The organism is Cobetia sp. D5 (assembly GCF_035666195.1).
Lineage (GTDB): Bacteria > Pseudomonadota > Gammaproteobacteria > Pseudomonadales > Halomonadaceae > Cobetia > Cobetia amphilecti.
On sequence record NZ_CP142020.1, the window covers coordinates 91,139 to 115,166 of the forward strand.

A 24,028-nucleotide genomic window follows, 5' to 3' on the forward strand; every position below is an offset into this window, starting at 1 on the left:
GGCCCCCGCTACGGTGTTTCTCCTCATCAAGCTAGTCACGGTCTTGGGCATCCTCATCTGGGGATGCCCTTTTTCTTGTGCGCTTTGCGCATTTTGTTGTGCGCTGCGCGCACTGCGCGCTCTCACGTCGCGTTCGGATGTGCGGTCGTCAGCTCGACAGCTCGACAGCTCGACAGCTCGACAGCTCGATAGGAGCTCAGGTCGACAAGAGCTCAGGTCGCCAGCCACAGGGGCAGGGTCAGCATCGCCAGCAGCGTCTGGGCGGTGATCAACGCCGCCATCAGCTCGGCATTTCCGCCCAGCTGGCGGGCCAGAATATAGGCGGAGGTCGCGGTGGGCAGCGCCGCGAACAGAATCGCCACATCACGCGCCACTCCCTCGAGGCCGAACCAGCGGCAGAGCACGACCACCAGTGCCGGCATCGCCAGCAGCTTCAGCAGGCTCGCCAGCCACGCCACGCTGCCACTGCTCACCAGCACACGCGGGCGCAGCGCCACGCCCACCGCGACCAGGCCGAGCGGCAAGGCGGCGCGCCCCAGTAGGCTGATGGCATCGCCACTCCAGCCCGGCAAGCCGATGCCGCTCAGGTTGAGCGCCGTGCCGGCCAGACACGCCAGCACCAGCGGATTGCGGGTCAGCGCCTTGAGCGAGCGCAGCAGACCGCCTTCGCCCAGGGTGCCTGCCCCGATGAAGGCCATCACGCACAGCAGGTTGGCGACGGGCACCATCAGCGCCAGCGCCACGGCCGCGACGGTCGCCCCGGCACTGCCATGCAGCGCTGCTGCCCCGGCCACACCGACGTAGCTGTTGAAGCGGATGCTGCCCTGGAAGAGCGAGGTAAAGGAGGCGGCGTCGCCCATATGACGGCTAAGCCAGTCCGGCGCGTGACGCCAGCTCAGCCATAGCGCGGCGGCGAACAGCAGCATCGCGCCCAGCATCACGCTGGCCAGCGCCACGACCGGTACGCTGGCCATGTCGGCACGCGCCAGCGTGGACACCAGCATGGCGGGGAACAGCACGTAATAGATCAGACGCTCCAGTTCACTCCAGAAGCCTTCGCCGGGGAAGCGCTTCCACCCGAGTAGCGCCCCCGCGAGGATCAACAGGAAGAGGGGGCCGAGCGCCTGCTGTACACTTGCCATGCTGACTCCTTGTCGGGGCTGAGTGCGAATGCCTTGAGAGCGATGTGGCGTGCGCGTGACATGATGTCTCGCCTGCTACCGCGGTGAGGCGGGCTGGTAAGCTTGTCATGACTCGCTCAGCGCTGCACTTGGACTCAGGTCTTGTTCGCCGGTCACGTGCTGGCGTCATGCCGTGGCTGAGCGCAGACCATTCCCATCACGTCACTTTCTTTCCCATTCGGGGCGCCTTGCCTGTCGATGCGCTGCCGGACCGTTGCCGGAACTGCCATGTATCGCGTAGAAGAAGACAATGCCCGCCCGCGGCTGCTCAATCTGCTGATCATCGTCACGCTGATCACCATCGTGGTCTCGCTGTATTACCTGATCGACTATTACCTGGTACGCGACGGCAGCAACGGCAAGGTGACCTGGTTTGCGCCCAATCAGTCCTGCGAGCTCAATCATGCCCCCTGTACTGCCGAGCTGGGCCGCTTCGGGCGTATTACCCTGGCGCTGGAGGGCGATATCAGTCCGCTGACGCCGCTGGGCATTCGCGTGATGACGGAAGGCGTCTCACCGGAGGGGGTCGAGGTGGACTTCATCGGCCGCCACATGGACATGGGCGTGAAGCGCAGCGTGCTGAACACCACCGATGCCCAGAGCCTCGAGCGCCAGCATTGGCAGGGGGAGGGGCAGCTGGGGTTCTGCAGCAGCGCGACCATGGCGTGGCGTGCGCAGGTGATCGTCACCACCGAGCGTGGCCGACTGGGCAGCTGGTTCGATTTCGATAGCCACCCGCAGGCCACCACGGCGGAGCAGCTCGAAAGCTCGGTCGATCAATTGTTTCGCAGTGATACCCGCCCGACGCATCAGGGCAGCTAGCCGCTGGCGCTGAGCCCGGCCGGCAGGGACATCGTTTCAGGCATGAAGGCACCGGGAGGCAGGGATGGGCGCAGAGCGAAAGTCACAGGACGGGCAGGCAGGCACTCGCCGACAACAAGAGAGCCATCAGCTGGACAAGGGCGTCGCCAGACGCTGGTGGTTGCTGGGTGCCGTCGGCCTGGCGGCCGTGATCGGTGCCGGTGTCGCCTGGCAGCAGGCGCAGCAGGACCTGGCACCGGTCGCGGGCATGCAGGCCTGGGCCAGTCTGGGCGGCCCCATCCAGCTCGAATCACAGCAGGGTGACTTCACGCTCGCGGAGGTGACGATGGGCGAGGCCGCAGACGCGCAGGCCACGCCGGTCGTCGCGCTCTACTTCGGCTATACCCAGTGCCCGGATGTCTGCCCGATGACGCTGGCGACGCTGCGTCAGGTGATGTCTGAACTGCCACCGCAGGCGGCGGCGCGCGTGGTGCCGGTGATGGTCTCGCTGGACCCCGAGCGCGACACGCCTGCCCGGCTGGCCGAATACACCGGGCACTTCGGGCCGCGCTTTCAGGGCATCACCGGCAGTCAGGCGGCACTCGCCGATGTGGCGCGGCGCTATGGCGTCAGCTATCGGCGTGTCGACGCACAGGACTCCGCGCTGAGTTACACCATCGATCATGGCGCCGCGCTCTATCTCGTCTCTGCCCAGGGACGCATCTACGATCGTATTCCTTTCACGCCGAGGCCGGCCGGTGTTCGCGCTGGCGTGACGCGTGTCCTGAGCGAGACCGCTGATTGAGCGCTGAGTGGCACCCGCTGATCGAGCCGCGTCTTGAGGCCTTTTTCAGGGGTGAAATACACATTGTCCACAAGTTGGCAAGCGCTCAAGGAAAATTTTGTGGATAATCATGACGCCTCGAACGCGCAACGCAGTGCCGTCAAGTGCTGATTTATAAAGGCTAGTAAAAACAAACTGTTACGCGATATCGACTAAAAATATCAAGTCAGTGGTTGCTTTGCGTTCAACCAGCATCACTGCCGCGACAGGCACCGGAAAGGCCGGTTGTCAACCTGTGGTCAATAGCTTCCCCACAGATTTATCCACAGGCTGGCGGCGTCCGCATCGGGCCTTCTGGAGGGGAGAATCAGCGGACATCAGCTATTGCCGTAGTGATGGCATGCACCGTTGTCCTGTGCGCAGCATGCGCTTGGATGAGCTTGCCACTGGCCCTCATCCGGCCTTGCCAGAAACGCAAAGAGCCGCCCGATGGGCGGCTCTTTCGTTGCTACCGGCAGCAGTGCCTGCCGGTTACCAGCAGGGGAGGCTCACGCCGCCATTACTGCTTGGCGTCGGCCTTGGTCACGTCGAGCAGCTCGACCTTGAAGGTCAGCGTCTCGTTCGGGCCGATCGGGCCGCCGGTGCCAGCCTTGCCGTAGGCAAGCTCGGCCGGGACGTAGAGCATCCAGGTGTCGCCGACGCTCATTTCCTGCAGTGCTTCCTGCCAACCCTTGATGACCTGGTTGACCTTGAAGCTGACCGGCTCGCCACGCTGATAGGAGCTGTCGAAGACGGTGCCGTCCAGCAGCTTGCCTTCGTAGTTCACCTTGACGGTATCTTCAGCGGACGGGGTCGCGCCGTCACCGGATTCCAGCACCTTGTACTGCAGGCCGGAATCCAGTGTCTTCACGCCATCCTTCTTGGCGTTGTCGGCGAGGAACTTGTCACCCTCTGCCTTGTTGTCGGTCGCTTCCTGCTCGACCATCTTCTTCTGCTCTTCCATCTTCTTCTGCTGGAAGCGGGAAAGCGAATCCGCGATTTCCTGGTCGCTCATCTTCATGTCGCCCTTGGCGTAGACATCACGCACGGCTTGAGTGAAGGCGTCGAGATCCAGATCGGTGATGTCCTGGGAAAGGCTCTTGCCCAGAGTCGCACCGATGCCATAGCTGAGCTGTGCCTGCTCGTCTGCGAGGCTGTCATCGGCGGCAAAGCTGAACGGGGTGACCAGGAGGGCGCCGAGCGCGACGGCACTGACCAGCTGTTTCATGAAAACTCCTTCAGGATGGAATGGGCCTGAGACGGGCCCGAAACACGCAATTGGCACCGAGGCGGCATGGCCTGCCTCGGGCACTAGTGTTACTCCGACTCTACCAGCCGCGTACAAGTTCCGCATCTCGCTGGCGCTGTCAGGCGCCGGCGGGCACGCGGGCCAGTGCCAGCCTGCGCAGGGCACGTGCCGACGGGTGGTCCCCCACGGTGAGGGTCGTCTTGCCGCTCAGCAGGGCCAGCGATTGCTGAAAGGCCTGCAGCGGGTCCGCGACATGCGCGAAGGGCGCCCGCAGGCCGGTCGCGCCTTCGGCTGACGACAGCGCAGGACTCAGCCCTTCCAGCTGGGCGAGGGTTTCCTGCTCGGCGGAAAGCTCGCAGGCCTTGAGCTGCTGATAGAGGCGTCCCAGGCGTTGCACCGCGGCCGGGTCCTGGGTCGCGGGCAGCGTCGTCAGCTCCTGCTTCAGCTGGCGGCGCCGCTCGCGCAACATGCCGGTCATCCAGCCCTGCCAGTCGCGCACGTCTTCCAGCAAACGAGTGGGCGAGGCGGCGAGGGCGATGCCGTGGGCGGCCAGCCAGTGAATCCACAGCAGCTCGCAGACATCGAGGCCTGCCTCGTCCTGCAGCAGCAGGCAGGTACTCATCATGTCCGGCGTCGGCTGAGGGTTGCCCGCAGAGCCGACCTCGCCGGGCAGGGCATACAGAGACAGCGCGTAGTCCCACAATCCGATAGAATATGCGCCCATCAAGTCGGCCTCTTCGTGTGTCACGGATGATGTCTCTTCATGTGTCACGGATGATGTCTCTTCACGTGCCACCGATGATGTCTCTTCATGTGTCACCGATGATGTCTCTTCACGAGTCGCGCCCAGCAGCTTGCTGAGTCGTAGCGCTCGTGTCGGTGGCGGTGAACGGGAGCCCGACGTCCCCCGTATTTTCTGATCGAGGTTGTCATGATTGCACTGCGCCAGCTCGCCCTGCAACGCGGCGGAGCACCGCTGATCGACGAAGCGGACCTGACGCTGCATGCCGGTCACAAGGCCGGTATCGTCGGCCCCAATGGCGCCGGCAAGTCGAGCCTGTTCGGCCTGATCCTCGGCGAGTTGACGCCCGACAGCGGCAAGGTATCGCTGGCCGGTGGCGTGCGTGTCGCGCACATGGCGCAGGAAATCGATGCGCTGGAGCGTCCGATCGTCGACTACGTCATGGACGGGGACCACGCGCTGCGCGAGACCGAGCGCGCCCTGGCAGCCGCCGAAGAGAGCGGCGAGCACCAACGTCAGGCCGAGCTGCACGCCCACTTCGACACCCTCGATGGCTACACCGCACGGGCGCGTGCCGAGCAGCTGCTGGTCGGTCTCGGCTTCAGCCAGGCGCAGCTCAGTCAGCCGCTGGCGGCCTTCTCGGGTGGCTGGCGCATGCGTGCCAATCTGGCGCGCACCCTGTTCACGCCGTCCGACCTGCTGCTGCTGGATGAGCCGACCAACCACCTGGATCTCGATGCGTTGCTGTGGCTGGAGCAATGGCTGGCGCGTTATCCCGGCGCGCTGCTGCTGATCTCCCACGACCGCGACTTCCTCGATGCGGTGTGTGATCACATCATCCACTTCGATCGCCGCAAGCTGGTGGTCTACAAGGGCAACTACAGCCGCTTCGAACGCACGCGTTCCGAGCGCCTGGTGCGCGAGCAGGTCGAGCACGAGAAGACCATGGCGCGGCGCGCCGAGATCGAGGATTTCGTGCGTCGCTTCAAGGCCAAGGCCACCAAGGCGCGTCAGGCCCAGAGCCGCATGAAGATGCTGGAGCGCATGGAAGAGACGGCGGCAGTGAAAGCCGATTCCCCGTTCCACTTCACCATCCCGTGCTCCGACAAGATCTCGCATCCGCTGCTGGGGCTGGACCGCGCGGTGATCGGCTATCCCGGTCAGCCGCCGCAGCTCTCCGGGGTGCGCTTCTCGCTGCTGCCGGGGCAGCGCATCGGTCTGCTCGGCCCCAATGGCGCCGGCAAGTCGACGCTGATCAAGGCGCTCACCGGCGAGCTTGCGCTGGTCGAGGGCCAGCGGACCGCCGGCGAGCATCTGGCCATCGGCTACTTCGCCCAGCACCAGGTGGACGGGCTCGACCTGTCCTCGACGCCCTTCAATCATGTGCTGCGCCTGTCACCGTCGGCGGGTGAGCTGGAGATCCGCACCTTCCTCGGCAGCTTCGGCTTCCACGGCGATGAGGTCTACGCCACGGTGGAGTCGTTCTCCGGTGGCGAGAAGGCGCGTCTGGCGCTGTCGCTGATCGCGTGGCAGAAGCCCAATCTGCTGCTGCTGGATGAGCCGACCAACCACCTGGACCTCGACATGCGCGAGGCGCTCACTGATGCACTGGCGACCTTCGAGGGCACCGTGATTCTGGTCTCCCACGACCGCCACCTGCTGCGTGCCTGCGTCGATGAATTCTGGTGCATCGCCGATGGTCGCGTGACGCCCTTCGATGGTGACCTGGATGACTACCGTGCCTGGCTCAAGGCGCGGGTCGAGGGCGAGCGGCGGGAAGCGCGCGCCCAGAAGGATGCCGATGCGGGGACTGACAGCACGCGCACGCCGGACCGCAAGGAGGCGCGCCGTCAGGCGGCTGAACTGCGCGAGAAGCTGCGTCCGCTCAAGAAGGTCAGCGACAAGGCCGAGCAGAAGATGAGCAAGGCGCAGGGCGAGCTGGACAAGATCGAGGAAGCGCTGGGCGATGCCACGCTCTACGAGGCGGACCGCAAGGCGGAGCTGACCAAATTGCTGGCCAGCCAGGGCGAGATCAAGAGTCGCCTCGATGAGGCCGAAGCCGAATGGTTCGAGGCTCAGGAAGCGCTGGAAGAGATGGAAGCCCAGCTCAAGGCGGCGGACTAGGTCATGCGGCTGGACCGCTGGCTGACACGTCAGCCACAGCTCAACCGTCGTCATGCGCTCTCGGCGCTGGCGGCGGGGCGCGTGCGGGTCAACGGCGCGACGATCAGCGACCCGCTGCATGAGGTCGGCCCCTTCGATGACATCCACCTGTCAGCGAGTGACGCGACCGTCTGCCTGCAGATCGCGCGGCGTCCGCGTCATATCCTGCTCAACAAGCCCGCCGGAGTCGTGACGGCCTGTCATGACCCCGAACACCCCACCGTGATCGATGTGCTGCGCGAGACGCTTGAAGTACGCGGCGAGGACAGCTGCTGGCTGGCCGAGATCCACCATGTCGGGCGTCTCGACCGTGCGACGACCGGTGCCCTGCTGCTGACCAACGACGGCGATGTCTCGGCGCGCATCAGCGATGCCGGGCTCGAGGGCCCCGCCAAGCGCTATCGCATGGGGCTGGAGCGGCCCCTGACGGAGGCCGAACAGGAAAGCGCCATCGCACAGGTTCGCCAGGGGGTGCTGCTCGAACATGATCCGCGCCCGACACTGCCGGCAAAGCTTGCGTTTCTCACCGCGAACCAGGCACGCCTGACGCTGCACGAGGGACGCCATCACCACGTCAAGCGACTGTGGCGTAGCTTGGGCAATCGCGTGGTGTGGCTGCACCGTGAGTCGGTGGCGGGCTTGAGTCTCGAGGGGCTGGCGCCGGGGGAGTGGCGCGAGCTTACCCGCGAGGAGTGTTCACGGCTGGGGGCCGCGCAGCCTCGCGGGTGAGGCCACCCGGCGGGTGGCGTCTTGCCGACACCGGGTTATCCACACCCGCCTGGTGCGCCGCCAGCGCGTGACGGCTGCGATGGGGTGTGGATAGATCGTGCTGAATCGTCGTCAGCGCTGCTCAGCTGCCGGTCGCCTGACTGGGCAGGTCCTCTGCCGTGATGCTCGCCTGGTCATCGTCGACGGGGCTGGCATCAGGCGTCGACAGGCTGACCAGCTCGCCCTCGGCGTTGCGCGTGAAGTTGCGCACGATGACCCCGATATCCTCCGGCAGCGGCGCAAACTGGCTGCAGCGGCTCAGCACTTCCTGCATGTCCTGATAGCCACTGTCGCGACGCGAGTCGATGGTCGCGCGCGAGAAGTCGATATCCTTCAGTGAGGTCTCGCCCGGGCGCGCCGAGGCCAGCAGACGCACCACGTTGATCGAGGGCTGCTGGGTCATGGCGAGAATGCGCTGGATCTTCGGCGACTGGCGCAGCTCCTCCGGCAGATGGTCGGCGAGATTCTCGATTCCCATGCGCAGCGCCTGATTCTCTTCCAGCAGATTGAGGTGCTCGCCGGCACGGCTGGAATACTGGATATCCTTCTCGCGCAGCTGCGCCTCCTGCAATGTCTCCGGCACCTTGCCATCGGCACTCCACAGGTCGATCACGTAGCAGTTGACCACCGTCTCGCCATGCGGACGCTCCGACAGCACCCAGCTGACGGGCGTATTGGAGTACAGGCCGCCATCCCAATAGGCTTCGCCATCGACCCACACCGGCGGGAAGGCCGGTGGCAGGGCGCCGCTGGCCAGAATATGGCGGTGGTCCAGCGCTTCATGCGAGGAATCGAAGTAGCGCAGCGCGCCGCTGCCGATATTCACCGCCCCGACCGACAGGCGAACGTTCTCCGGGTGGCGGGCATCCAGGCGCTCGAAGTCCACCAGCCGATTGAGCGTGTCGCCCAGCGGCTCGGTGTCGTAGAGGCTGGGCGGCTCGCCGAAGAAGCTCTGCCAGATCGGTACCGTCCACAGTGGGCGCGGGCGGAAGAAGCCCGGAATGCCCCACAGCATGGCGGAGGTACGCGCGACACTGCGCTCCCACGGATGAAAGGCGGGGCCCATGCTGGCAGCGGGTTGGGCGATGCCATACCAGAATGACTCGAGGGCCTTGAGGCGCTCGCCCTCCGGATTGCCGGCGATCAGGGCGCCATTGATGGCGCCGACCGAGGTGCCGACCACCCAGTCGGGCTGGATGCCGGCTTCGGCCAGCGCCTCGAAGATGCCGATCTGGTAGGCGCCGAGCGCGCCACCGCCTTGCAGCACCAGAATATTGAGCGCATCGGCGCAGAAGTCGCAGGATGTATCACGCATGAAACCTTCTCCTCTCTAGCAGTGCAGCACTCCGCCGGGGAATGCCCGAGGTCAGGGGGACCGTCGCGAGCGAGACGCCATGTGATGGGGGAGGCGTGGACTCGTGGAGGCGGCGAAAGGGTGACGAGGTGCATATCAAGGGCAATGAAGCACCTGATCAAGGCAATGAGGCACTGGTGAAAAGCAATCGAAGTGCTTTTATTGTGCGGTGCAGCATGGCGCTTGTCAGCATAGCACGCATCCTCGCCTTGCGTGTCTGCGATCTCATTCAAGCGACTGACTGAGGCGGCAGGGACCAAGACGAGGGTGAGGTCAGGAACAGGAGCAGCAGCCGTGCGGCGGTCATTGGCACCAGGGCGTCAGCCACAGGTCGGCTGCCAGCAGCAACAGCGCATAGCGTCCGCCCTTGGCGATCACGATCAGGACGATGCTTTTCCACCACGCCAGCCGGAAGACCCCCGCCAGCACCGTCAGCGGGTCGCCAATCAGCGGGGCCCAGCTCAGCAGCAGGCTCCAGGCGCCGAAGCGGCGATACCACAGGGTGCCGCGCGCCAATGCGCGCCGCGAGACCGGAAACCATCGCCGTGTGCGCAGACGGCGGGCGCCACGCCCCAGGGCGACGTTGATCAGGCTGCCGAGCGTGTTGCCCAGCGTCGCCGCGATCCATAGCGCCCAGGGCGCGTGCCCCTGGCACCACAGCCCCGCGAAGGCCGCCTCCGATCCGCCGGGCAGCAGGGTGGCGCTGGCCAGCGAGATCACGGCGAGCGAGGTCAATGCCGGCAATGACAGTAGGGCCACTTCATTCATATCACTTTCTTCTGTTTTTCACGGTGGCAGGGCGCTGGGGGTGGCTTTCTTCCCTCCTCAGCTCGGGTATGCTGTTGGCACGTCAAAGCCATATTTCGGGAGCTTCCTGCATGCATATTCCGTGCGTCCTGACGATAGCGGGCTCAGACCCCTCCGGGGGAGCCGGCATTCAGGCGGACCTCAAGACATTCTCTGCGCTGGGCGCCTACGGGGCCAGCGTGATCACGGCGCTGACGGCGCAGAATACCTGCGGTGTGCGCAGCGTGGAGGCGGTCTCGCGGGAATTCATCGCCGCTCAGCTGGACGCCGTGCTGGATGATCTCGATATCCGCGCCGCCAAGATCGGCATGGTGGCCGATCCGCTGGTGGTGGAAATGCTCGCCGACCGACTTCAGCAGCGTCGCCCGCGCTGGGTCGTGCTCGACCCGGTGCTGGTCGCCAAGAGTGGTGATGCGCTGGTCAATGATGCTGCCATCCAGTCGGTGGCCGAGCACCTGGTGCCGCTGGCCGATATCATCACGCCCAACCTGCATGAAGCCGCGGTGCTGCTGGGTGAGCGGCGCCTGATCGGGCGCTCCGACATGCCCGAGGTCGCCCGCGAGCTGCGTGCCAGAGGCGCGAAGGCGGTGTTGATCAAGGGCGGGGCACTTGAGGGGCAGGCCTGTGATGACCTGCTGGTCAGCGATGCCGGCGAGCAATGGCTGTGCGCGCCGCGTATCGAGACCGACAATCTGCACGGCACCGGCTGCTCGATGTCTTCTGCCATCACGGCGCGACTGGCGAAAGGCCTGCCGTTGCCGCAGGCGGTGGTCGAGGCACGCGAATGGCTGTTGGGCGCGCTGCGCGCCTCCGATCAGCTCAACGTCGGCAAGGGCCGTGGGCCGGTGCATCATTTCCACGCCCTGTGGTAAGCCAGCCAGAGCCAGCCTGTGAAACCCGGTCTGCAGTAGTGATGAACCCCGCAAGCTCCCCTTGATCATTGCCAGCCAACGAGTAGATGCCATGCCTATATCGCCGCTGTATCGCTTGTCCGTGTCAGCTGTCCGTGGCGCCGCTTGCAGCCTGAACGCCGCCTTGCGTGTCGTCAGCCTGCCGGTGGCGAGTGCGCCGCGCTGGCTGGCCGCGGGCGTGATGGGGGCGCTGCTTGCCACCAGCAGCCCGGCGGCGCTCGCCGTCGAGATCAAGGGGGTGACCTTCGCGGATCAGGTGGCCACACAGTCCGGCCAGCCGCTGACGCTGATTGGCAGTGGGCTCTTCACCTACCTGCTGTGGGACGCCTATGTTGGCGCCTATTATCAGGATGCGCGTCGCCCGCGCCCGGCGCCGCTCAAGGATGTCTCGCGTCGCCTGGTGCTGGAGTACTTCCATGCCATCGATGCCGAGGACTTCGCCAAGGCGACCACCAAGGGCGTGCGCAAGAATCTGTCAGCGGCGGATTTCGCGGCGATCGAGCCTGAATTGACGCGCTTCAATCGTGCCTATCAGGACGTCGTGCCGGGGGATCGCTATGCGCTGCAATGGCTGTCCGCCGGTGGCGGCAGAGGCACGCTGTCGCTGGTGCTGAACGGTCAGGTCATCTTCGAAAGCGATTCACTGGCGCTGGCCAACGGCCTGTTCGCGATCTGGCTGGGCGATGAACCGGCCCAGCAGGATTTCCGTACCCAGCTGCTGGGGCAGTAGCGCGCTTTCTCCATCTGGGCCCTCTAGCCCCTCTCTAGCTTATCTGGCCCATCTAGCCTATCTGGCCCATCTGTCGCGGCATCGCTATCGTCTTGCGTCTTGCGCCTCTATCGAGACACCACGAAAAACGCCCCTGCCGGGAGTCCCGGCAGGGGCGTTTCTTCATGCTCGTCTTTCTAACATTCTAACTTTCTATCACTCTTTCGATCCTTGCTATCTACCTGGCGGAGCTGACGCGCTTGCCTGGGCTTACTTGCCTTCGGCAGCCTTGATGTCGGCCTGCAGGGTGTCGAGGATCTTGCTGCCACGCTCACCGGATTGCTCACGGTAGACTTCCCAGCCCTTCTCGCCGACGGGGCGGAAGGCTTCGCGCTGCTCATCGGTCAGCGTGATGATCTCGATGTCGCTATCTTCCTTGATCTTCTCCAGACGGTCGGCGTTGTACTCCTCCTGCTTCTCGAAGATGTACGGACGCATCTCGTTGGTGACCTTGTCGAGCATCTGCTGCTGCTCGTCATCCAGTCCGGAATAGAAGTCACTGGAGGCCACCAGCGTGGTGATGAACTGCGCCTGCTTGGCCTGGATCATGTAGTCCTGAACTTCGTAGAAGCTCATTTCCTGGATGGCGAACACCGGGTTCACCTGGCCGTCGATCTGGCCCAGCTGCAGGCCGGAGTAGACCTCGGAATAGGGCATCGGCGTCGGGTTGGCACCGTAGCCGCGATAGCTCTCGACCAGAATCGGCGAGGTCATGGTGCGGATCTTGAAGCCTTCCATGTCCTCGGGTGTCTTGATGTCGCGGTTGCCGGTCCACACCATCCAGCCTTCCGGAATCACGCCCAGCAGCTGGAGGTTCTGCTCGGTGTAGGCCTCGGACAGCATGTCGATGGCCTTGGAGTTGCCGAGCACCTCTTCATTGACGGCATTGTCGTCGGAAAACAGGAAGTGCAGCGTGAAGACGCCCGACTCCGGAATCACCGAGGCCAGGTGACCCGGTGAGGCAAAGGTCAGCTGGATGGCATCGCTCTGCACCAGTTCGGTGAGCTGTGAGGAGGTACCCAGTGCACCATAGGGGTAGATCTCGACATCGATGTCACCACCGGAGGCCTCTTCGATACGCTTCTTGAATTCCTGGGCGTAGGCATCCTGCACACTGCCGGAGACCTCCTCCAGCGCGAAACGCCAGGTGTCCGCCTGCACGCCCGCGGAGGCCAGCGCCGCCATGCCCAGGCCGGACGCGAGGGCGCCTCCCTTGATGAACGCGGCGAGACGAGAAAGGGGAACAGGAGTCCTGGACGTCTCGCGATTCTGCTCGGGTGACGGGTTCCATTGCATCGTCATCTTGTTCTCCTTGTGTGATTTCCATCAGCGTCGGGCGGCTCTGGGCGTACCCGGCGTGCAACTTGCATCATTTAGATAATATTGCCATTCTTAATATAATAAAAAAATTACCAAATTGGATAGTATGATTAGAATTTATTATGAATAGGCTGAGCCTGTGCGCATGAGGCTCTGGTACTCGAGCTCTGGTGCTTGAGGCTCTGTCCGTCGCTCGCCAGACCGACATGCCGCGCGTCGGCCGCATACTGATTTCAAGCGCCGCTAATAAAGCTAGAACAAGAGTAGCCAAAGTGAAAATCACGACAGTGCCGCGGAAAATTTCAATGGATCGTACTGGCAAATGCAGGCCGTCTGGCGCAAACCACTGCGCTCATGACGTCTGGTAGAAAGCCTATCTGGCAGGATGCCACATCAACAGGAAGCCGCTTCATGAACTCGCCCCCCTCCAAGTCTCCCTCCTCTGACGAGACCCGCCCCGCCCCGGCCGAGACGAATGGCGCTCAGGACCCCCTCGCACATCTGCCTGCGCCGCTGCGCCGTCTGGCCGCCTGGTTCGAACGTGGTGATCAGGGCCTGGCGCATGTCGAGCGCTGGTTGATCGCCCTGTGCGTGCTGGGCATGGCGACGGCCAGTATCGCCAACGTCATCGGGCGCAACGTCTTCAATTACAGCCTGCCGTTCACCGAAGAGCTGATGCAGATCCTGCAGCTATGGCTGACCTTCCTCGGCATCAGTTACGGCGCGCGCGCCGGGCGGCATATCCGCGTGACGGCGCTGCTGGACTTCATGCCGCCGTGGTTGCGCAAGGTGCTGCTGATCGCCGGACAGGTCATCACCAGTGCCTTGCTGGCCTACCTCGCCTGGCTGGCGGTGGATTATCTGCAGAGCCTGGCCAAGTCCGGGCGTGTCACGCCGTCGCTGCGCTGGTCGCTGGCGGCGCTCTATGCCGTGGTCCCGCTGGGACTGGCGCTCGGGGCGCTCCAGTACCTGATGGCGATCCTGCGCAACCTGCTGGCGCAGGGCGCCTGGTTGTCATGGCGTACGGCGGAGATGGACGAGAACGAGGAAGTCGACGGCAGCGGCGCGCTCTAGCCACTGCGTCGGGAATGTCTTCTCGATGTCTCGATAGACGATTGATCACACTTCATTGACCCAGGGACGGAAGCTGCGATGTGGATTCTGCTCGTGATGGTGGGGCTGCTGTTGCTTGGGGTACCCATGATGGTGCCATTGAGCGTCGGCACCTTTTTCTTGTTGTTCAGCGATTTTCCCTTCCTCAAGCCGGAGCTGGTGATCCAGCAGATGATCGGCGGTCTGCAGCCGGTGGTGCTGACGGCGGTGCCGATGTTCATTCTGGCGGCCGATATCATGCTCAAGGGCTCCACTGCCCAGCGCCTGCTGGATCTGGTCGAGCGCTTCGTCGGCCACTGGCGCGGTGGCCTGCCGGTGACCACCGCGCTGGGCTGCACCCTGTTCGGCGCGGTGTCCGGCTCCACCCAGGCTACGGTGGTGGCGATGGGGCGCCCGCTGCGCCCGCGGCTGCTGGAAGCCGGTTACAGTGACAAGTTCACCATCGCATTGATCATCAATGCCTCCGATATCGCGCTGCTGATCCCGCCCTCCATCGGCATGATCATCTATGGCGTGGCGACCGGTACCTCGGTGGGTGACCTGTTCATCGCCGGTATCGGCCCGGGGCTGATGATCCTGGTGCTGTTCTCGCTCTACTGCATGTGGAAGTCGTGGAAGCTGGGCATCGCCCCGCAGCCCAAGGCGGACTGGCCCGCACGCCTCAAGGCCTTGAAACGCGCCAGCCTGCCGGCGGGCTTCCCGGTGATCATCATCGGCGGCATCTACTCGGGCATGTTCTCGCCGACGGAGGCCGCCACGGTCTCGGTGATCTACGCGCTGATTCTCGAGATGCTGATCTATCGCGGCGTGACCCTGAAGGACCTGCCCAGTGTGGCCTTTTCCACGGGGCTGATCACCGCGGTGGTGTTCATCCTGGTGGCGGCGGGCGCGGGCTTCTCGTGGATGATCTCCTTCGCCAAGATTCCGGATGCCATCCTCGGCGGCTACATCCCCTACCTGTCGGAGCACGCGCTGGCGCTGTTGGCAGTGATCGCGGCGGCCTACTTCGTCGGCTGCATGTTCGTGGACCCCATCGTGGTGATCCTGATTCTGGCGCCGGTGTTTGCGCCGGCAGTCGATGCCGCCGGGTTGGACCCGGTGCTGGTCGGCACTCTGGTTACCCTGCAGGCGGCGATAGGTTCGGCGACCCCGCCCTTCGGCTGCGACATCTTCACGGCGGTGGCGGTATTCCGAAAACCGTACATGGAGGTCATCCGGGGGACGCCGCCCTTCATTGTCCTGCTGTTGCTGGCGACGGTGCTGCTGATGCTGTTCCCGCAGATCGCGCTGTTCCTGCCGAGCCTCGCCAACTAGAAGCTCGCCAACTGGCAGCTCGTCCGCTCAAGTAGCACCTGTCGCGCCCCGCAGGCCCAGTCTGCGGGGCGTTCGCGTCTGGTATGCTCCCGAACACGAAATGTCATGAAACATCATTCATCTCTTGAAGGAGCAAGCGGCATGCGAGCATTGATCCAGCGCGTCACACGGGCGGAAGTCGTGGTCGAGGGCGAGAGCGTCGGCGCCATCGAGGGCGGTCTGCTGGTACTGGTGGGCGTCGAGAAGGGCGATGATGAGGCGCGTGCCGACAAGCTGCTGCACAAGCTGCTGCATTACCGGGTCTTCGCTGACGAGAACGACAAGATGAACCTCAATGTCCAGCAGGCGGGTGGCAGTCTGCTGCTGGTCTCGCAGTTCACGCTGGCGGCGGACACCGGTAGCGGCATGCGCCCCAGCTTCTCCTCGGCGGCGCCACCGGCGGAGGGCGAGCGGCTGTTCACCTATCTGGTCGACAAGGCACGTGAGCGCGGGCGAGAGCTCGGGGTGGGAATCGAGACCGGACGCTTCGGCGCCAACATGCAGGTCTCGCTGCTCAATGACGGGCCAGTGACCTTCCTGCTCGAGAGCTGATCGCACAGACACAAAAAAGCCGCCCCCGAAGGGGCGGCTGCAAGCATTGGATGACGGGACTGCGCCGTCTCGCGGGAGTGCGGCGCAGGTAACGCAGTCTTACTGCACGCCTTCCGGGTTGCGCGCGTTCAGGTAGGCCTGCTCAGACACCTCATGCCACTTCTCGACCTTGCCTTCGAAGGTGGTGTAGGACTCGTAGATGCGACCGGCCAGATCGTTGGAGTCGCCGAGTTTCTTGACCACTTCGCCGGACAGCTCGCGTGCCTTGTCGAGCACGTCCTGCGGGTAACGGCGCAGCTCGACCTTGTGCTCGTTGAGCAGTGTCTCGAGGGCGTCGTTGTTGCGCGCGGTGTACTCGTCGAGCATGTCCTGGTTCACGTCACGTACCGCGGAGCGCAGGATGGCCTGCAGGTCCTTGGGCAGCTCGGCCATGGCGTCGTCATTGACGATGGCCTCGAAGGTGACGGTCGGCTCGTGCCAGCCCGGATAGTAGTAGTACTTGGCGGCCTGATAGAGACCGAAGGCCAGGTCGTTGTACGGGCCGATCCACTCGGTGGCATCGATGGCCCCGGACTGCAGCGAGGTGAAGATCTCGCCGCCCGGCATGCTGACCGTCGCCACGCCCATCTGCTGCATGACATCGCCACCCAGACCCGGGATACGCATCTTCAGACCATCAAGATCGGCGACCGAGTTGATCTCCTTGTTGAACCAGCCGCCCATCTGCACGCCCGAGGCGCCGCCCGCCATGACTTCGACGCCGAACTTGTCGTAGACCTCGTTCCACAGCTCCAGACCACCGCCGTAATGCAGCCAGGCGTTCATTTCCTGTGCGGTCATGCCGAAGGGCACGGCAGCGAAGAACTGGGCTTCCGGCGCCTTGCCTTTCCAGTAGTAGGAAGCCGAGTGACCGATCTGCGCGGTACCGGAAGACACGGAGTCGAGGACCTCGAAGCCCGGGACCAGCTGGCCTGCGCCATAGACCTTGATCTTGAGACGGCCGTCGGACATCTCATCGACCAGACGTGCGAGGCGTTCCGGCCCCTGGCCCACCCCCGGGAAGTTCTTCGGCCACGAGGTGACCATCTTCCAGGTGAAGGTATCGGCGGCATTGGCGACGGCCGGCAGGGTGCCCATGGCGGTCATGGTGCCGACGGCGATGCCGAAGGCGAGTTTGTTGAGTTGCATGGCATGCTCCTTGAAGTGCCCGATTGTTGTTGTGCACCGGTCATGAACTGGCGCTGGGCAAGAGGTGGGCCGCGAACGGCCCCCGGATATGATGCATCTGCATGAGCCGACTGGCGGCTCTCCCATCAGCTGGCGGGGCAGGCCCCGCCAATTCAGTTGCTGCTCTGTCTTTGTTCTGTCCTTGCTCTGTCCTTGTGCTGTCTCGTCACTCGTGGCCTAGAACTGGGCCGGCAGCCAGGTCGCCAGCCCCGGGAAGGCGGCCAGGGCGCCCAGCATGCACAGCTGGATCAGGATGAACGGCACGACACCCTTGTAGATCTGGCTGGTGCTGACTTCCTTGGGCGCCACGCCGCGCAGGTAGAACAGCGCGAACCCGAAGGGCGGTGTCAGGAAGGAGGTCTGCAGGTTGATGGCGATCATGATGCCCAGCCAGATCGGGTCGAGGCCCATGGCCAGCAGCACCGGACCGACGATCGGCACCACCACGAAGGTGATCTCGATGAAGTCGAGGATGAAGCCGAGCAGGAAGATCACCAGCATCACCACCAGGGTGGCACCGATGACGCCGCCGGGCATGTTCTCGAAGATCTCGGTGACGACCTCTTCGCCGCCGAAGCCGCGGAACACCAGCGAGAACAGCGCCGCACCGATCAGGATCAGGAACACCATCGAGGTGACATTGGTGGTGGAGCGCACCACTTCCGTCAGGGTCTTCAGGCTCAGCTTGCGATTGGCGAGGGCCAGCATCAGGGCACCGAAGGCGCCCACGGCAGAGGCTTCGGTCGGGGTCGCGAGACCGCCGAGAATCGAGCCGAGCACACAGACGATCAGCACGATCGGTGGCACCAGCCCCTTCATCAGCAGCCAGAAGATGCTGCCGGTATGCCCCAGCTCTTCCATCAGCGCATCACGTTCGACGGCCGGCGCCTTCTCCGGCTTCAGCCAGGCGACCATGGCGATGTAGACGATATAGGCGAGCACCAGAATCAGGCCCGGAATCAGCGCGCCGATGAACAGGTCACCCACCGAGACGGTTTTCGGACTCCAGATGCCCATCGACAGTTGCGCCTGCTGATAGGCGGAAGACAGCACGTCGCCCAGCAGGACCAGCGCGATGGACGGCGGGATGATCTGCCCCAGGGTGCCGGTGGCACAGATGGCGCCGGTGGCCAGTGACGGGTCGTAACCGCGCTTGAGCATGGTCGGCAGTGACAGCAGGCCCATGGTGACGACGGTTGCGCCGACGATACCGGTGGAGGCGGCCAGCAGCATGCCGACGATGGTCACGGAAATCCCCAGCCCGCCACGCAGCGAGCCGAACATCAGCGCCATGGCGTCGAGCAGCGTCTCGGCGACCTTGGACTTCTCCAGCAGCACGCCCATCAACACGAACAATGGTACGGCCAGCAGGGTCTGGTTGGTCATGGTGCCGTAGAGGCGATTGGGCATCGCGGACAGGAAGCTGGCATCGAATACGCCCTGGGTAATGCCCAGCGCATCCAGCCCCATGCCGAGTCCGGCGAAGGCAAGCGCGGTACCGGCCAGTGACAGCGCCACCGGATAGCCCAGCATCAAGACGATACAGATACACACGAACAGCAGCAGTGGCATGATCTCGAGCATTACACCAGCTCCTCATCGTGGTCAGGGGTGTCATCGCTCGCATGCGGAGAGGGCAGGCGGCCCATCAGGAACAGCAGATGGCGGCCGGCTTCCGCCACGCCTTGCAGCATCATCAGGATGGCGATGGCCGGAATCAGGGTCTTGAGCAGGTAGACGCCCGGCAGGCCGCCGGATTCGGGTGAGGCTTCCTTGATGCCCCAGGAATCGCCCACGTAACCGAGGCTGGATAGCAGGATGAAGGTCATCACCGGGAACAGCAGGAACAGGGTGCCGCCGAGATCGACCCACGACTTTCCGCGGTGCGACATGCGCTGATAGAAGATATCCACCCGCACATGGCCGTCGTGCTTGAGCGTGTAGCTGGCGGCGAGCAGGAAGACGGCCGCGTGCATGTACATCACGGATTCCTGCATGGGGATGCTGTTGATGTTGAAGGCGTAGCGCAGCATCACGATGGTGAATTCGACCAGCATCATGATGACGACCAGCCAGGACACACAGCGTCCCAGCCCCTCGGTCATGCGGTCGAGCCCTGTGAGCCAGCCGGGGGTAGAGGCATTGGCAGACATGGAGTCCCCTTGGCCTGCGGGTAGCAGGTGATGATTGTTGGTGTTGTTGTTGCTTTGCCGACAGCGTCTGCTGTGTCTTTGCCAAGCGCTTGTGTTGCAAGCGATTGCTGGCAAGGTCGCCAATTCAGATGTTGCTCATGTTGTGGTCAGTCGCGGTGTCCAGCAAGCCGTGATGGCATCGCTTTGAACAACGCTATTCCACGCTTCATCCCTGTAAGTGACGTCGCTCGGATGCGGCATGCCATCAGTCATCGCTAAGTCAACGATTAATCCACGTCATTGGCAGACAAAGAGTAGCGAGCGGCGCCGCAACAACAAATGGATCATTGGTCTGACAGGCGGTTTTTGTCTTTGCTTACAGTGAGATAGGCGAAGAAATACCGGCAGGCAGGCAAGGAAACGGGCAAGTAAGGGCGCGGCAGATCGCGTCATGCGCATCCAACAGTCCGCAAGCGATGCGCCGCAGACGCGGCAGCAGGGGCAAGCGTCATGGCGCAGACAGCTGCCGGCAGGCCGTAGCTGAGGGAAGCCTGGGTCTGGAAAGCCAGGCGGGAAAGCCAGGCGGGAAAGCCAGGTGGGAGAGCCAGGTGGGAGAGCCAGGCAGTAGAGGGGCGATAGCCGAGGGGCAGGCGTCAGAGATGCCTATGCAAGAGAGACAGGCGTCAGGCGAGCCCGATCGCCTTGCGGCATGCGGCTGGCAGATGGACTTCTACCGCAAGCGGCAGATGGTCGGAGAACAGGTGCGACAGCGTGGTCGGGTGGCTCAAGCGCAGCGTCGAGGAGACCAGGATATGGTCGAGCCCACGGCGTGGCTGCCAGGCCGGGTAGCTGTTGATGGCCTTGCTGGGGCGGGAGTCGAGTGCCTCGCTGAACGCCTTGTGCTGACGAAGCTGGGCCAGCGTGCAATTGAGGTCGCCCATCACGATGACATGCTTGAGGGGCGCGATCAGCTCGCCGAGGTACTGCAGCTGACGATGCTGGATACGGGCACCGAGTGCCAGGTGGGTCACGAAGACATGCAGAGCGTGTTCGCCCTCGCCGAAGCGGGCATGGATGGCCCCGCGTCCCGGTAGGGTGCCGGGCAGGCTGTGCTCTTCGAGATGGCTGATCGGCAGGCGCGACAGCAGGCCGTTGCTGTGCTGAGCCAGGCGGCCCAGGTTGCGGTTGAGCTGCTGATAGCGATGCGGGAATTCGGCCGTCTCGGCCAGTGAATCGACCTGATTGACGTTGCCGGAGCGGAAACTGCCACCGTCGACTTCCTGCAGCCCGACGATATCGTAGGGCGTGATGGCGGCGGCGATCAGCTCCAGACGCTTGCGGCGCATCGGGTGTGGCAGCACATGCTGCCAACCGCGGGTGACGTAGTGATGCCACGCCGCGGTATGGATACCGACCTGCATGTTGAAGGTCAGCAGACGCAGGGGAGGTGCCGTCTCGTCGAGTCCGGCACCTCCCGCGGCGCTGGCGGCCACTGGGTCAGCAGCCGCTGCCATCAAGCGGCGTCCTTGCTGCCGGCTTTCTCTTCACGCACCTGCTCGACCAGCTCGTCGGTGATCTTGAGCATGTTCTGCAGTGAGCCAGCCGTGCTCGGCGAGATGACATAGCGGCCATCCACGATCAGTGCCGGTACGCCCATGATCTTGTAGGCGCGCATCTGGGCGTGGGCCTGATTGACCTGGCTCTTCACGCCGAAGGACGTCAGCGACTGCTTGGCGTCTTCTTCGCTGACGCCGTAGTCGCTGTAGAACTTGGCGATATCATCCGGGTCGGTCAGACGCTGGTGGTCCTGATGGATGGCATCGAAGAAGGCCTTGTGAGTCTCGTCGAGGATGCCCAGGTCCTTGGCGGCATAGAAGGCATAGGCATGCTTGACCCAGTCCTGCCCCATGGTGGCCGGCAGACGGTTGAAGGTCACGTCACTCGGCAGCTCATCGACCCACGGCTCGAGGCTGGATTCCAGCTTGTAGCAGTGCGGGCAGCCATACCAGAATGCTTCGACCACTTCGACATTGCCCGCCGGCGCGTCGGTCTTCACCGGCTCGTCGAGTACCTGATAGTCCTTGCCAGCTTCAGCGGCGAACACGCTTGCTGACAGGCCAAGGCCCGCCACCAGAGTCAGTAGGGGTTTCCACTTCATGGAACATCTCCATCGGATTGAGGCATGCCCGGGCATGATACCCGGCAACATTAGTGATGCATCGAGTATGCGTGTCAGCCACCACTGCTGTCGAGACTGCCGGGCGGGACACGGCGGATCACTCTCGGGCCAGCCTAGCGTGACAAGGTTGACCGTTGGATGAACGCCGTTCGATCACGCCCAGAACAAGGCGTCGCTCGAACACGCCCCGTGAACGGCGTGCTGGTGCCGATCGTCATCAAGTCAGTCATACGCGATACCCGGCTGAACGGATGCCTCAGCGCAGGCCGTGGAGATATTCGGCCACCTGCTGCATGTCGCTGTCACTCATGCGCGCGGCGATGCTGCTCATGATGGCGTTCGGGTCGTTGTCGCGGCTGCCGTCACGGAAGGCCTTGAGGGCAGTCACGGTATAGGCGGGGAATTGCCCGGCCAGCGCCGGATAGCCTGCTGAGTCGATGCCTTCACCGCGCGGGCCATGACAGGCTGTGCAGGCCGCGATGCCGCGCTCGAGCGAGCCTGCCCGATACAGCACCTCGCCTGCACGGGCCGCCTCTGGCTCGGCCTGGCCGCGATTGGCGGGCTGCGCGGCGTAATGGGCCGCGATATCGGCGATGTCCTGATCGCTCAGGTTGTCGGCGATACCGGCCATCTGCGGCACCGAGCGGCGGCCATCCCGGATGTCGGCCGTCTGCTTGCGCAGGTAGTGGGCCTGCTGGCCAGCAAGATGGGGGAAGGCCGGCGTCGGCGAGATGCCCTGGGCGCCATGACAGGCAGCACAGACGGCAGCCTTGGCCTTGCCTGCCGCGGCATCGCCGACCAGCGACTCGGCGGCGGCCCCCGTCGGCAAGGTGGCGGCCAACGTCGTGGCAGCAATTGCCAGCAGCAGGCGCAAGGGGCGCTCGGGGGTCTGCCTTGGTCTCATCAGCTCATCCATTTCACTGGTCCCTGTTTCACGAAGAGGCCCGTTCGGGGCTTGTATCATCCGGCGTGGATGGTGGCCTCTGTCATTTCCCCGGTGCCCGCGCCGTGCTGCGCGCGGTGAGAAGTGCACCCCACTCTCGCAGCCCGTGAGAGCGGGGTGGTACACTAGGCCTCATGATCGCCATGCTGACCTTGCAGGCAGTATAGCGAATCCCCTCAGGGCGCGTGAGCGTGCCTGTCGCCAGTCGTGTCATCGCAGTAATCCAGTGCATCTTCCCGCTGTCGTCGGCAAGTTGCAGCGCCGATGACAGGGCGTGCGGCACTCTTTTCGTTACACCGGTCGTTTCTTCTGCTCTCTCGTGATGTCGCGCGGGCGAGACGTCCGCCTTCAACAGGTATTCAGAACTCTCATGGCCGAATCAGCTCCTTCGACCCCCAAGCTCCATTATCGTCAGGCGCGCTTCCTGATCAGTGCCGCGACTCTGGCCCAGTGCCCGACGGACGTGGGTGCCGAAGTGGCCTTCGCGGGTCGCTCCAATGCCGGCAAGTCCAGCGCCATCAATGCGCTGACTTCGCAGAAGGCGTTGGCCCGTACCTCCAAGACCCCCGGCCGCACCCAGCTGATCAACTATTTCACCATCGGTGAAACGGGCCGCCATCTGGTCGACCTGCCCGGCTATGGCTATGCCAAGGTGCCGGACAAGGTGAAGCGCGAGTGGCAGTCCCATCTGTCCAACTACCTGCGTAACCGCCAGTCGCTGCGGGGCCTGGTGCTGCTGATGGATGTGCGCCATCCGCTGTCCGAATTCGACCAGATGATGCTGGGCTGGGCCGATGAGGCCAAGATGCCGGTGCATATCCTGCTGACCAAGGCGGACAAGCTGAAGCGCGGCCCTGCTGCGGCAAGCCTGCAGAAAGTGCGTCACGCGCTCAAGGAGTGGGAAGACCTGGTCACCGTGCAGCTGTTCTCGTCGCTGAAGTACTCCGGTGTCGAGCAGGTGCATGCCAAGCTCGACGAGTGGCTGGCGGACCCGTCGGTGATGGACGGTGTGGAAGAGATGGCAGGCGATGAGGCACCGCAGGACCCCTTCGACGACTGACAGAAAGTGTAAGGCGATTTGGGGCGAAGCCTCGAACCACGCGACCTTGCATGACGAAACGGCCACCCCTCGGGGTGGCCGTTTGCGTTACGACAGGCGCGTTGTCACTCACATCTGCATTGTTGCCCTTCCCCAAGGGCCAATCACATGAACAGGCTGCGCGGCGCGCTGCTGATGGGGTCAAGGCGGGTCAGGGAGCTCGTCTCCCTGGGCGCCGAGAGAATATGCGGCACCTGTACCGCGGGCTCGACGACTTCCGGCATCGTCACGGCCTCGCTGGGGACGAGCAGGCTGCGCATGGCCTCCTGTGGTGAGACTGCCGGCGCCTCCTGCACGCCGGATTGCGACGTCGCGAGGCTGGCACGCCCACTGTAGACCGCCACGATGACCAGCAACGCGGATGCCAGCACGATGGCGACGCCTTTCAGCAGGGCGCGGCTGGTCTGACGCGAGGGCGTCATGATCGGCGCGCGCTGCTCGCCTTCACCATGCAGGGGCGGCCTCTGGGGAGAGGAAGATGACACACGGTAGCGCGGGAGTGAGTGGGTGCTCATGCTGGCCTCTCCTTTTGAGGTCGAGGT

23 protein-coding genes are annotated in these 24,028 nt (G+C 64.1%); 10 read left to right on the top strand and 13 right to left on the bottom strand.

The features are described 5' to 3' along the window. Nucleotides 1-212 precede the first annotated feature (212 nt). Nucleotides 213-1,142: an AEC family transporter gene (locus U0O11_RS00415; protein WP_216061138.1), complete on the bottom strand. Its 930-nt coding sequence runs from the start codon at nt 1,140-1,142 to the stop codon at nt 213-215. Nucleotides 1,143-1,409: 267 nt separating this feature from the next. Here U0O11_RS00415 and U0O11_RS00420 point away from each other — a divergent pair, with 267 nt between their 5' ends. Together U0O11_RS00420 and U0O11_RS00425 are read left to right on the top strand one after the other, a co-directional pair. Next, the gene (locus U0O11_RS00420) at nt 1,410-2,003 is read left to right on the top strand and encodes a hypothetical protein (RefSeq protein ID WP_052384509.1); all 594 of its coding nucleotides are present in this window, start codon (nt 1,410-1,412) and stop codon (nt 2,001-2,003) included. Nucleotides 2,004-2,067: 64 nt separating this feature from the next. Next, the gene (locus U0O11_RS00425; protein ID WP_324691040.1) at nt 2,068-2,787 is read left to right on the top strand and encodes an SCO family protein; all 720 of its coding nucleotides are present in this window, start codon (nt 2,068-2,070) and stop codon (nt 2,785-2,787) included. Between the two features lie 538 nt (nt 2,788-3,325). Here the strand turns inward: U0O11_RS00425 and U0O11_RS00430 are convergent. Next, entirely contained in the window at nt 3,326-4,033 is a 708-nt protein-coding gene (locus tag U0O11_RS00430) for an FKBP-type peptidyl-prolyl cis-trans isomerase (RefSeq protein ID WP_043333314.1), read from the bottom strand. 139 nt (nt 4,034-4,172) lie between these two features. Then, nucleotides 4,173-4,778 carry a TIGR02444 family protein gene (locus U0O11_RS00435; RefSeq protein WP_324691042.1) on the bottom strand — a complete coding sequence of 202 codons (606 nt, stop codon included), beginning with the start codon at nt 4,776-4,778 and terminating at the stop codon, nt 4,173-4,175. A gap of 207 nt (nt 4,779-4,985) precedes the next feature. Here U0O11_RS00435 and U0O11_RS00440 point away from each other — a divergent pair, with 207 nt between their 5' ends. Next, a complete protein-coding gene (locus tag U0O11_RS00440; protein ID WP_324691044.1) occupies nt 4,986-6,920 on the top strand; it encodes an ATP-binding cassette domain-containing protein in 1,935 nt (644 codons plus the stop codon). A gap of 3 nt (nt 6,921-6,923) precedes the next feature. Next, nucleotides 6,924-7,688 carry a pseudouridine synthase gene (locus tag U0O11_RS00445; protein WP_324691046.1) on the top strand — a complete coding sequence of 255 codons (765 nt, stop codon included), beginning with the start codon at nt 6,924-6,926 and terminating at the stop codon, nt 7,686-7,688. Nucleotides 7,689-7,809: 121 nt separating this feature from the next. Here the strand turns inward: U0O11_RS00445 and U0O11_RS00450 are convergent, their stop codons facing one another. Beyond that, nucleotides 7,810-9,042 (bottom strand): patatin-like phospholipase family protein, encoded by a 1,233-nt coding sequence (locus U0O11_RS00450; RefSeq protein ID WP_131431122.1) that lies wholly within the window; start codon nt 9,040-9,042, stop codon nt 7,810-7,812. Between the two features lie 342 nt (nt 9,043-9,384). Beyond that, on the bottom strand, nt 9,385-9,849 hold the full coding sequence (locus U0O11_RS00455) for a YqaA family protein (RefSeq protein WP_438265439.1): 465 nt from the start codon (nt 9,847-9,849) through the stop codon (nt 9,385-9,387). A gap of 110 nt (nt 9,850-9,959) precedes the next feature. Between U0O11_RS00455 and thiD the strand changes: the two genes are divergently transcribed. Beyond that, nucleotides 9,960-10,760, top strand: a complete 801-nt coding sequence (gene thiD, locus U0O11_RS00460; protein ID WP_324691050.1) for a bifunctional hydroxymethylpyrimidine kinase/phosphomethylpyrimidine kinase — start codon at nt 9,960-9,962, stop codon at nt 10,758-10,760. A gap of 91 nt (nt 10,761-10,851) precedes the next feature. Next, nucleotides 10,852-11,529, top strand: coding sequence for a chalcone isomerase family protein (locus U0O11_RS00465; protein WP_324691052.1), 678 nt, complete (start codon nt 10,852-10,854; stop codon nt 11,527-11,529). Nucleotides 11,530-11,778: 249 nt separating this feature from the next. On the opposite strand, the gene U0O11_RS00470 is transcribed toward U0O11_RS00465, so the two are convergent. After that, entirely contained in the window at nt 11,779-12,870 is a 1,092-nt protein-coding gene (locus U0O11_RS00470; RefSeq protein ID WP_234368071.1) for a TRAP transporter substrate-binding protein, read from the bottom strand. A 429-nt stretch (nt 12,871-13,299) separates the two neighbouring features. Between U0O11_RS00470 and U0O11_RS00475 the strand changes: the two genes are divergently transcribed. From U0O11_RS00475 to dtd, 3 genes are all read left to right on the top strand, one after another. Then, complete coding sequence (locus tag U0O11_RS00475) at nt 13,300-13,962, top strand: TRAP transporter small permease (RefSeq protein WP_324691053.1); 663 nt, start codon at nt 13,300-13,302, stop codon at nt 13,960-13,962. Between the two features lie 78 nt (nt 13,963-14,040). Beyond that, entirely contained in the window at nt 14,041-15,315 is a 1,275-nt protein-coding gene (locus tag U0O11_RS00480; RefSeq protein ID WP_324691055.1) for a TRAP transporter large permease, read from the top strand. 141 nt (nt 15,316-15,456) lie between these two features. Continuing rightward, nucleotides 15,457-15,906, top strand: a complete 450-nt coding sequence (dtd, locus tag U0O11_RS00485; protein ID WP_324691057.1) for a D-aminoacyl-tRNA deacylase — start codon at nt 15,457-15,459, stop codon at nt 15,904-15,906. 99 nt (nt 15,907-16,005) lie between these two features. Here the strand turns inward: dtd and U0O11_RS00490 are convergent, their stop codons facing one another. The 6 genes from U0O11_RS00490 to U0O11_RS00515 form a co-directional block, all read right to left on the bottom strand. Beyond that, nucleotides 16,006-17,052, bottom strand: coding sequence for a TRAP transporter substrate-binding protein (locus U0O11_RS00490; protein ID WP_240548770.1), 1,047 nt, complete (start codon nt 17,050-17,052; stop codon nt 16,006-16,008). A gap of 258 nt (nt 17,053-17,310) precedes the next feature. Further along, nucleotides 17,311-18,717, bottom strand: coding sequence for a TRAP transporter large permease (locus tag U0O11_RS00495; protein ID WP_324691059.1), 1,407 nt, complete (start codon nt 18,715-18,717; stop codon nt 17,311-17,313). Beyond that, nucleotides 18,717-19,286 (bottom strand): TRAP transporter small permease subunit, encoded by a 570-nt coding sequence (locus U0O11_RS00500; protein WP_043333327.1) that lies wholly within the window; start codon nt 19,284-19,286, stop codon nt 18,717-18,719. The genes U0O11_RS00495 and U0O11_RS00500 overlap by 1 nt, the downstream gene beginning before the upstream one ends. 662 nt (nt 19,287-19,948) lie before the next feature. After that, entirely contained in the window at nt 19,949-20,779 is an 831-nt protein-coding gene (locus tag U0O11_RS00505; protein WP_192839072.1) for an endonuclease/exonuclease/phosphatase family protein, read from the bottom strand. Continuing rightward, nucleotides 20,779-21,423 carry a thiol:disulfide interchange protein DsbA/DsbL gene (locus U0O11_RS00510; RefSeq protein WP_324691062.1) on the bottom strand — a complete coding sequence of 215 codons (645 nt, stop codon included), beginning with the start codon at nt 21,421-21,423 and terminating at the stop codon, nt 20,779-20,781. Before U0O11_RS00510 ends, U0O11_RS00505 begins: the two co-directional genes overlap by 1 nt. Nucleotides 21,424-21,700: 277 nt before the next feature. Continuing rightward, on the bottom strand, nt 21,701-22,318 hold the full coding sequence (locus tag U0O11_RS00515) for a c-type cytochrome (protein WP_442872643.1): 618 nt from the start codon (nt 22,316-22,318) through the stop codon (nt 21,701-21,703). 439 nt (nt 22,319-22,757) lie between these two features. Here U0O11_RS00515 and yihA point away from each other — a divergent pair, with 439 nt between their 5' ends. Next, nucleotides 22,758-23,447: a ribosome biogenesis GTP-binding protein YihA/YsxC gene (gene yihA / locus U0O11_RS00520; protein ID WP_054556430.1), complete on the top strand. Its 690-nt coding sequence runs from the start codon at nt 22,758-22,760 to the stop codon at nt 23,445-23,447. Nucleotides 23,448-23,590: 143 nt separating this feature from the next. On the opposite strand, the gene U0O11_RS00525 is transcribed toward yihA, so the two are convergent. Then, nucleotides 23,591-24,001 (bottom strand): hypothetical protein, encoded by a 411-nt coding sequence (locus U0O11_RS00525; protein WP_324691067.1) that lies wholly within the window; start codon nt 23,999-24,001, stop codon nt 23,591-23,593. Nucleotides 24,002-24,028 lie beyond the last annotated feature (27 nt).

What these genes read in the sequence shown, in the direction of transcription:
- yihA (WP_054556430.1), top strand. Translation starts at nt 22,758, where the DNA reads ATGGCCGAATCAGCTCCTTCGACCCCCAAGCTCCATTATCGTCAGGCG.
- U0O11_RS00500 (WP_043333327.1), bottom strand. Translation starts at nt 19,286, where the DNA reads ATGTCTGCCAATGCCTCTACCCCCGGCTGGCTCACAGGGCTCGACCGC.
- U0O11_RS00440 (WP_324691044.1), top strand. Translation starts at nt 4,986, where the DNA reads ATGATTGCACTGCGCCAGCTCGCCCTGCAACGCGGCGGAGCACCGCTG.
- U0O11_RS00505 (WP_192839072.1), bottom strand. Translation starts at nt 20,779, where the DNA reads ATGGCAGCGGCTGCTGACCCAGTGGCCGCCAGCGCCGCGGGAGGTGCC.
- U0O11_RS00420 (WP_052384509.1), top strand. Translation starts at nt 1,410, where the DNA reads ATGTATCGCGTAGAAGAAGACAATGCCCGCCCGCGGCTGCTCAATCTG.
- U0O11_RS00475 (WP_324691053.1), top strand. Translation starts at nt 13,300, where the DNA reads ATGAACTCGCCCCCCTCCAAGTCTCCCTCCTCTGACGAGACCCGCCCC.
- U0O11_RS00495 (WP_324691059.1), bottom strand. Translation starts at nt 18,717, where the DNA reads ATGCTCGAGATCATGCCACTGCTGCTGTTCGTGTGTATCTGTATCGTC.
- dtd (WP_324691057.1), top strand. Translation starts at nt 15,457, where the DNA reads ATGCGAGCATTGATCCAGCGCGTCACACGGGCGGAAGTCGTGGTCGAG.
- U0O11_RS00510 (WP_324691062.1), bottom strand. Translation starts at nt 21,423, where the DNA reads ATGAAGTGGAAACCCCTACTGACTCTGGTGGCGGGCCTTGGCCTGTCA.
- U0O11_RS00490 (WP_240548770.1), bottom strand. Translation starts at nt 17,052, where the DNA reads ATGACCGCCATGGGCACCCTGCCGGCCGTCGCCAATGCCGCCGATACC.
- U0O11_RS00450 (WP_131431122.1), bottom strand. Translation starts at nt 9,042, where the DNA reads ATGCGTGATACATCCTGCGACTTCTGCGCCGATGCGCTCAATATTCTG.
- U0O11_RS00425 (WP_324691040.1), top strand. Translation starts at nt 2,068, where the DNA reads ATGGGCGCAGAGCGAAAGTCACAGGACGGGCAGGCAGGCACTCGCCGA.
- U0O11_RS00430 (WP_043333314.1), bottom strand. Translation starts at nt 4,033, where the DNA reads ATGAAACAGCTGGTCAGTGCCGTCGCGCTCGGCGCCCTCCTGGTCACC.
- U0O11_RS00435 (WP_324691042.1), bottom strand. Translation starts at nt 4,778, where the DNA reads ATGGGCGCATATTCTATCGGATTGTGGGACTACGCGCTGTCTCTGTAT.
- thiD (WP_324691050.1), top strand. Translation starts at nt 9,960, where the DNA reads ATGCATATTCCGTGCGTCCTGACGATAGCGGGCTCAGACCCCTCCGGG.
- U0O11_RS00465 (WP_324691052.1), top strand. Translation starts at nt 10,852, where the DNA reads ATGCCTATATCGCCGCTGTATCGCTTGTCCGTGTCAGCTGTCCGTGGC.
- U0O11_RS00470 (WP_234368071.1), bottom strand. Translation starts at nt 12,870, where the DNA reads ATGACGATGCAATGGAACCCGTCACCCGAGCAGAATCGCGAGACGTCC.
- U0O11_RS00525 (WP_324691067.1), bottom strand. Translation starts at nt 24,001, where the DNA reads ATGAGCACCCACTCACTCCCGCGCTACCGTGTGTCATCTTCCTCTCCC.
- U0O11_RS00445 (WP_324691046.1), top strand. Translation starts at nt 6,924, where the DNA reads ATGCGGCTGGACCGCTGGCTGACACGTCAGCCACAGCTCAACCGTCGT.
- U0O11_RS00415 (WP_216061138.1), bottom strand. Translation starts at nt 1,142, where the DNA reads ATGGCAAGTGTACAGCAGGCGCTCGGCCCCCTCTTCCTGTTGATCCTC.
- U0O11_RS00455 (WP_438265439.1), bottom strand. Translation starts at nt 9,849, where the DNA reads ATGAATGAAGTGGCCCTACTGTCATTGCCGGCATTGACCTCGCTCGCC.
- U0O11_RS00480 (WP_324691055.1), top strand. Translation starts at nt 14,041, where the DNA reads ATGTGGATTCTGCTCGTGATGGTGGGGCTGCTGTTGCTTGGGGTACCC.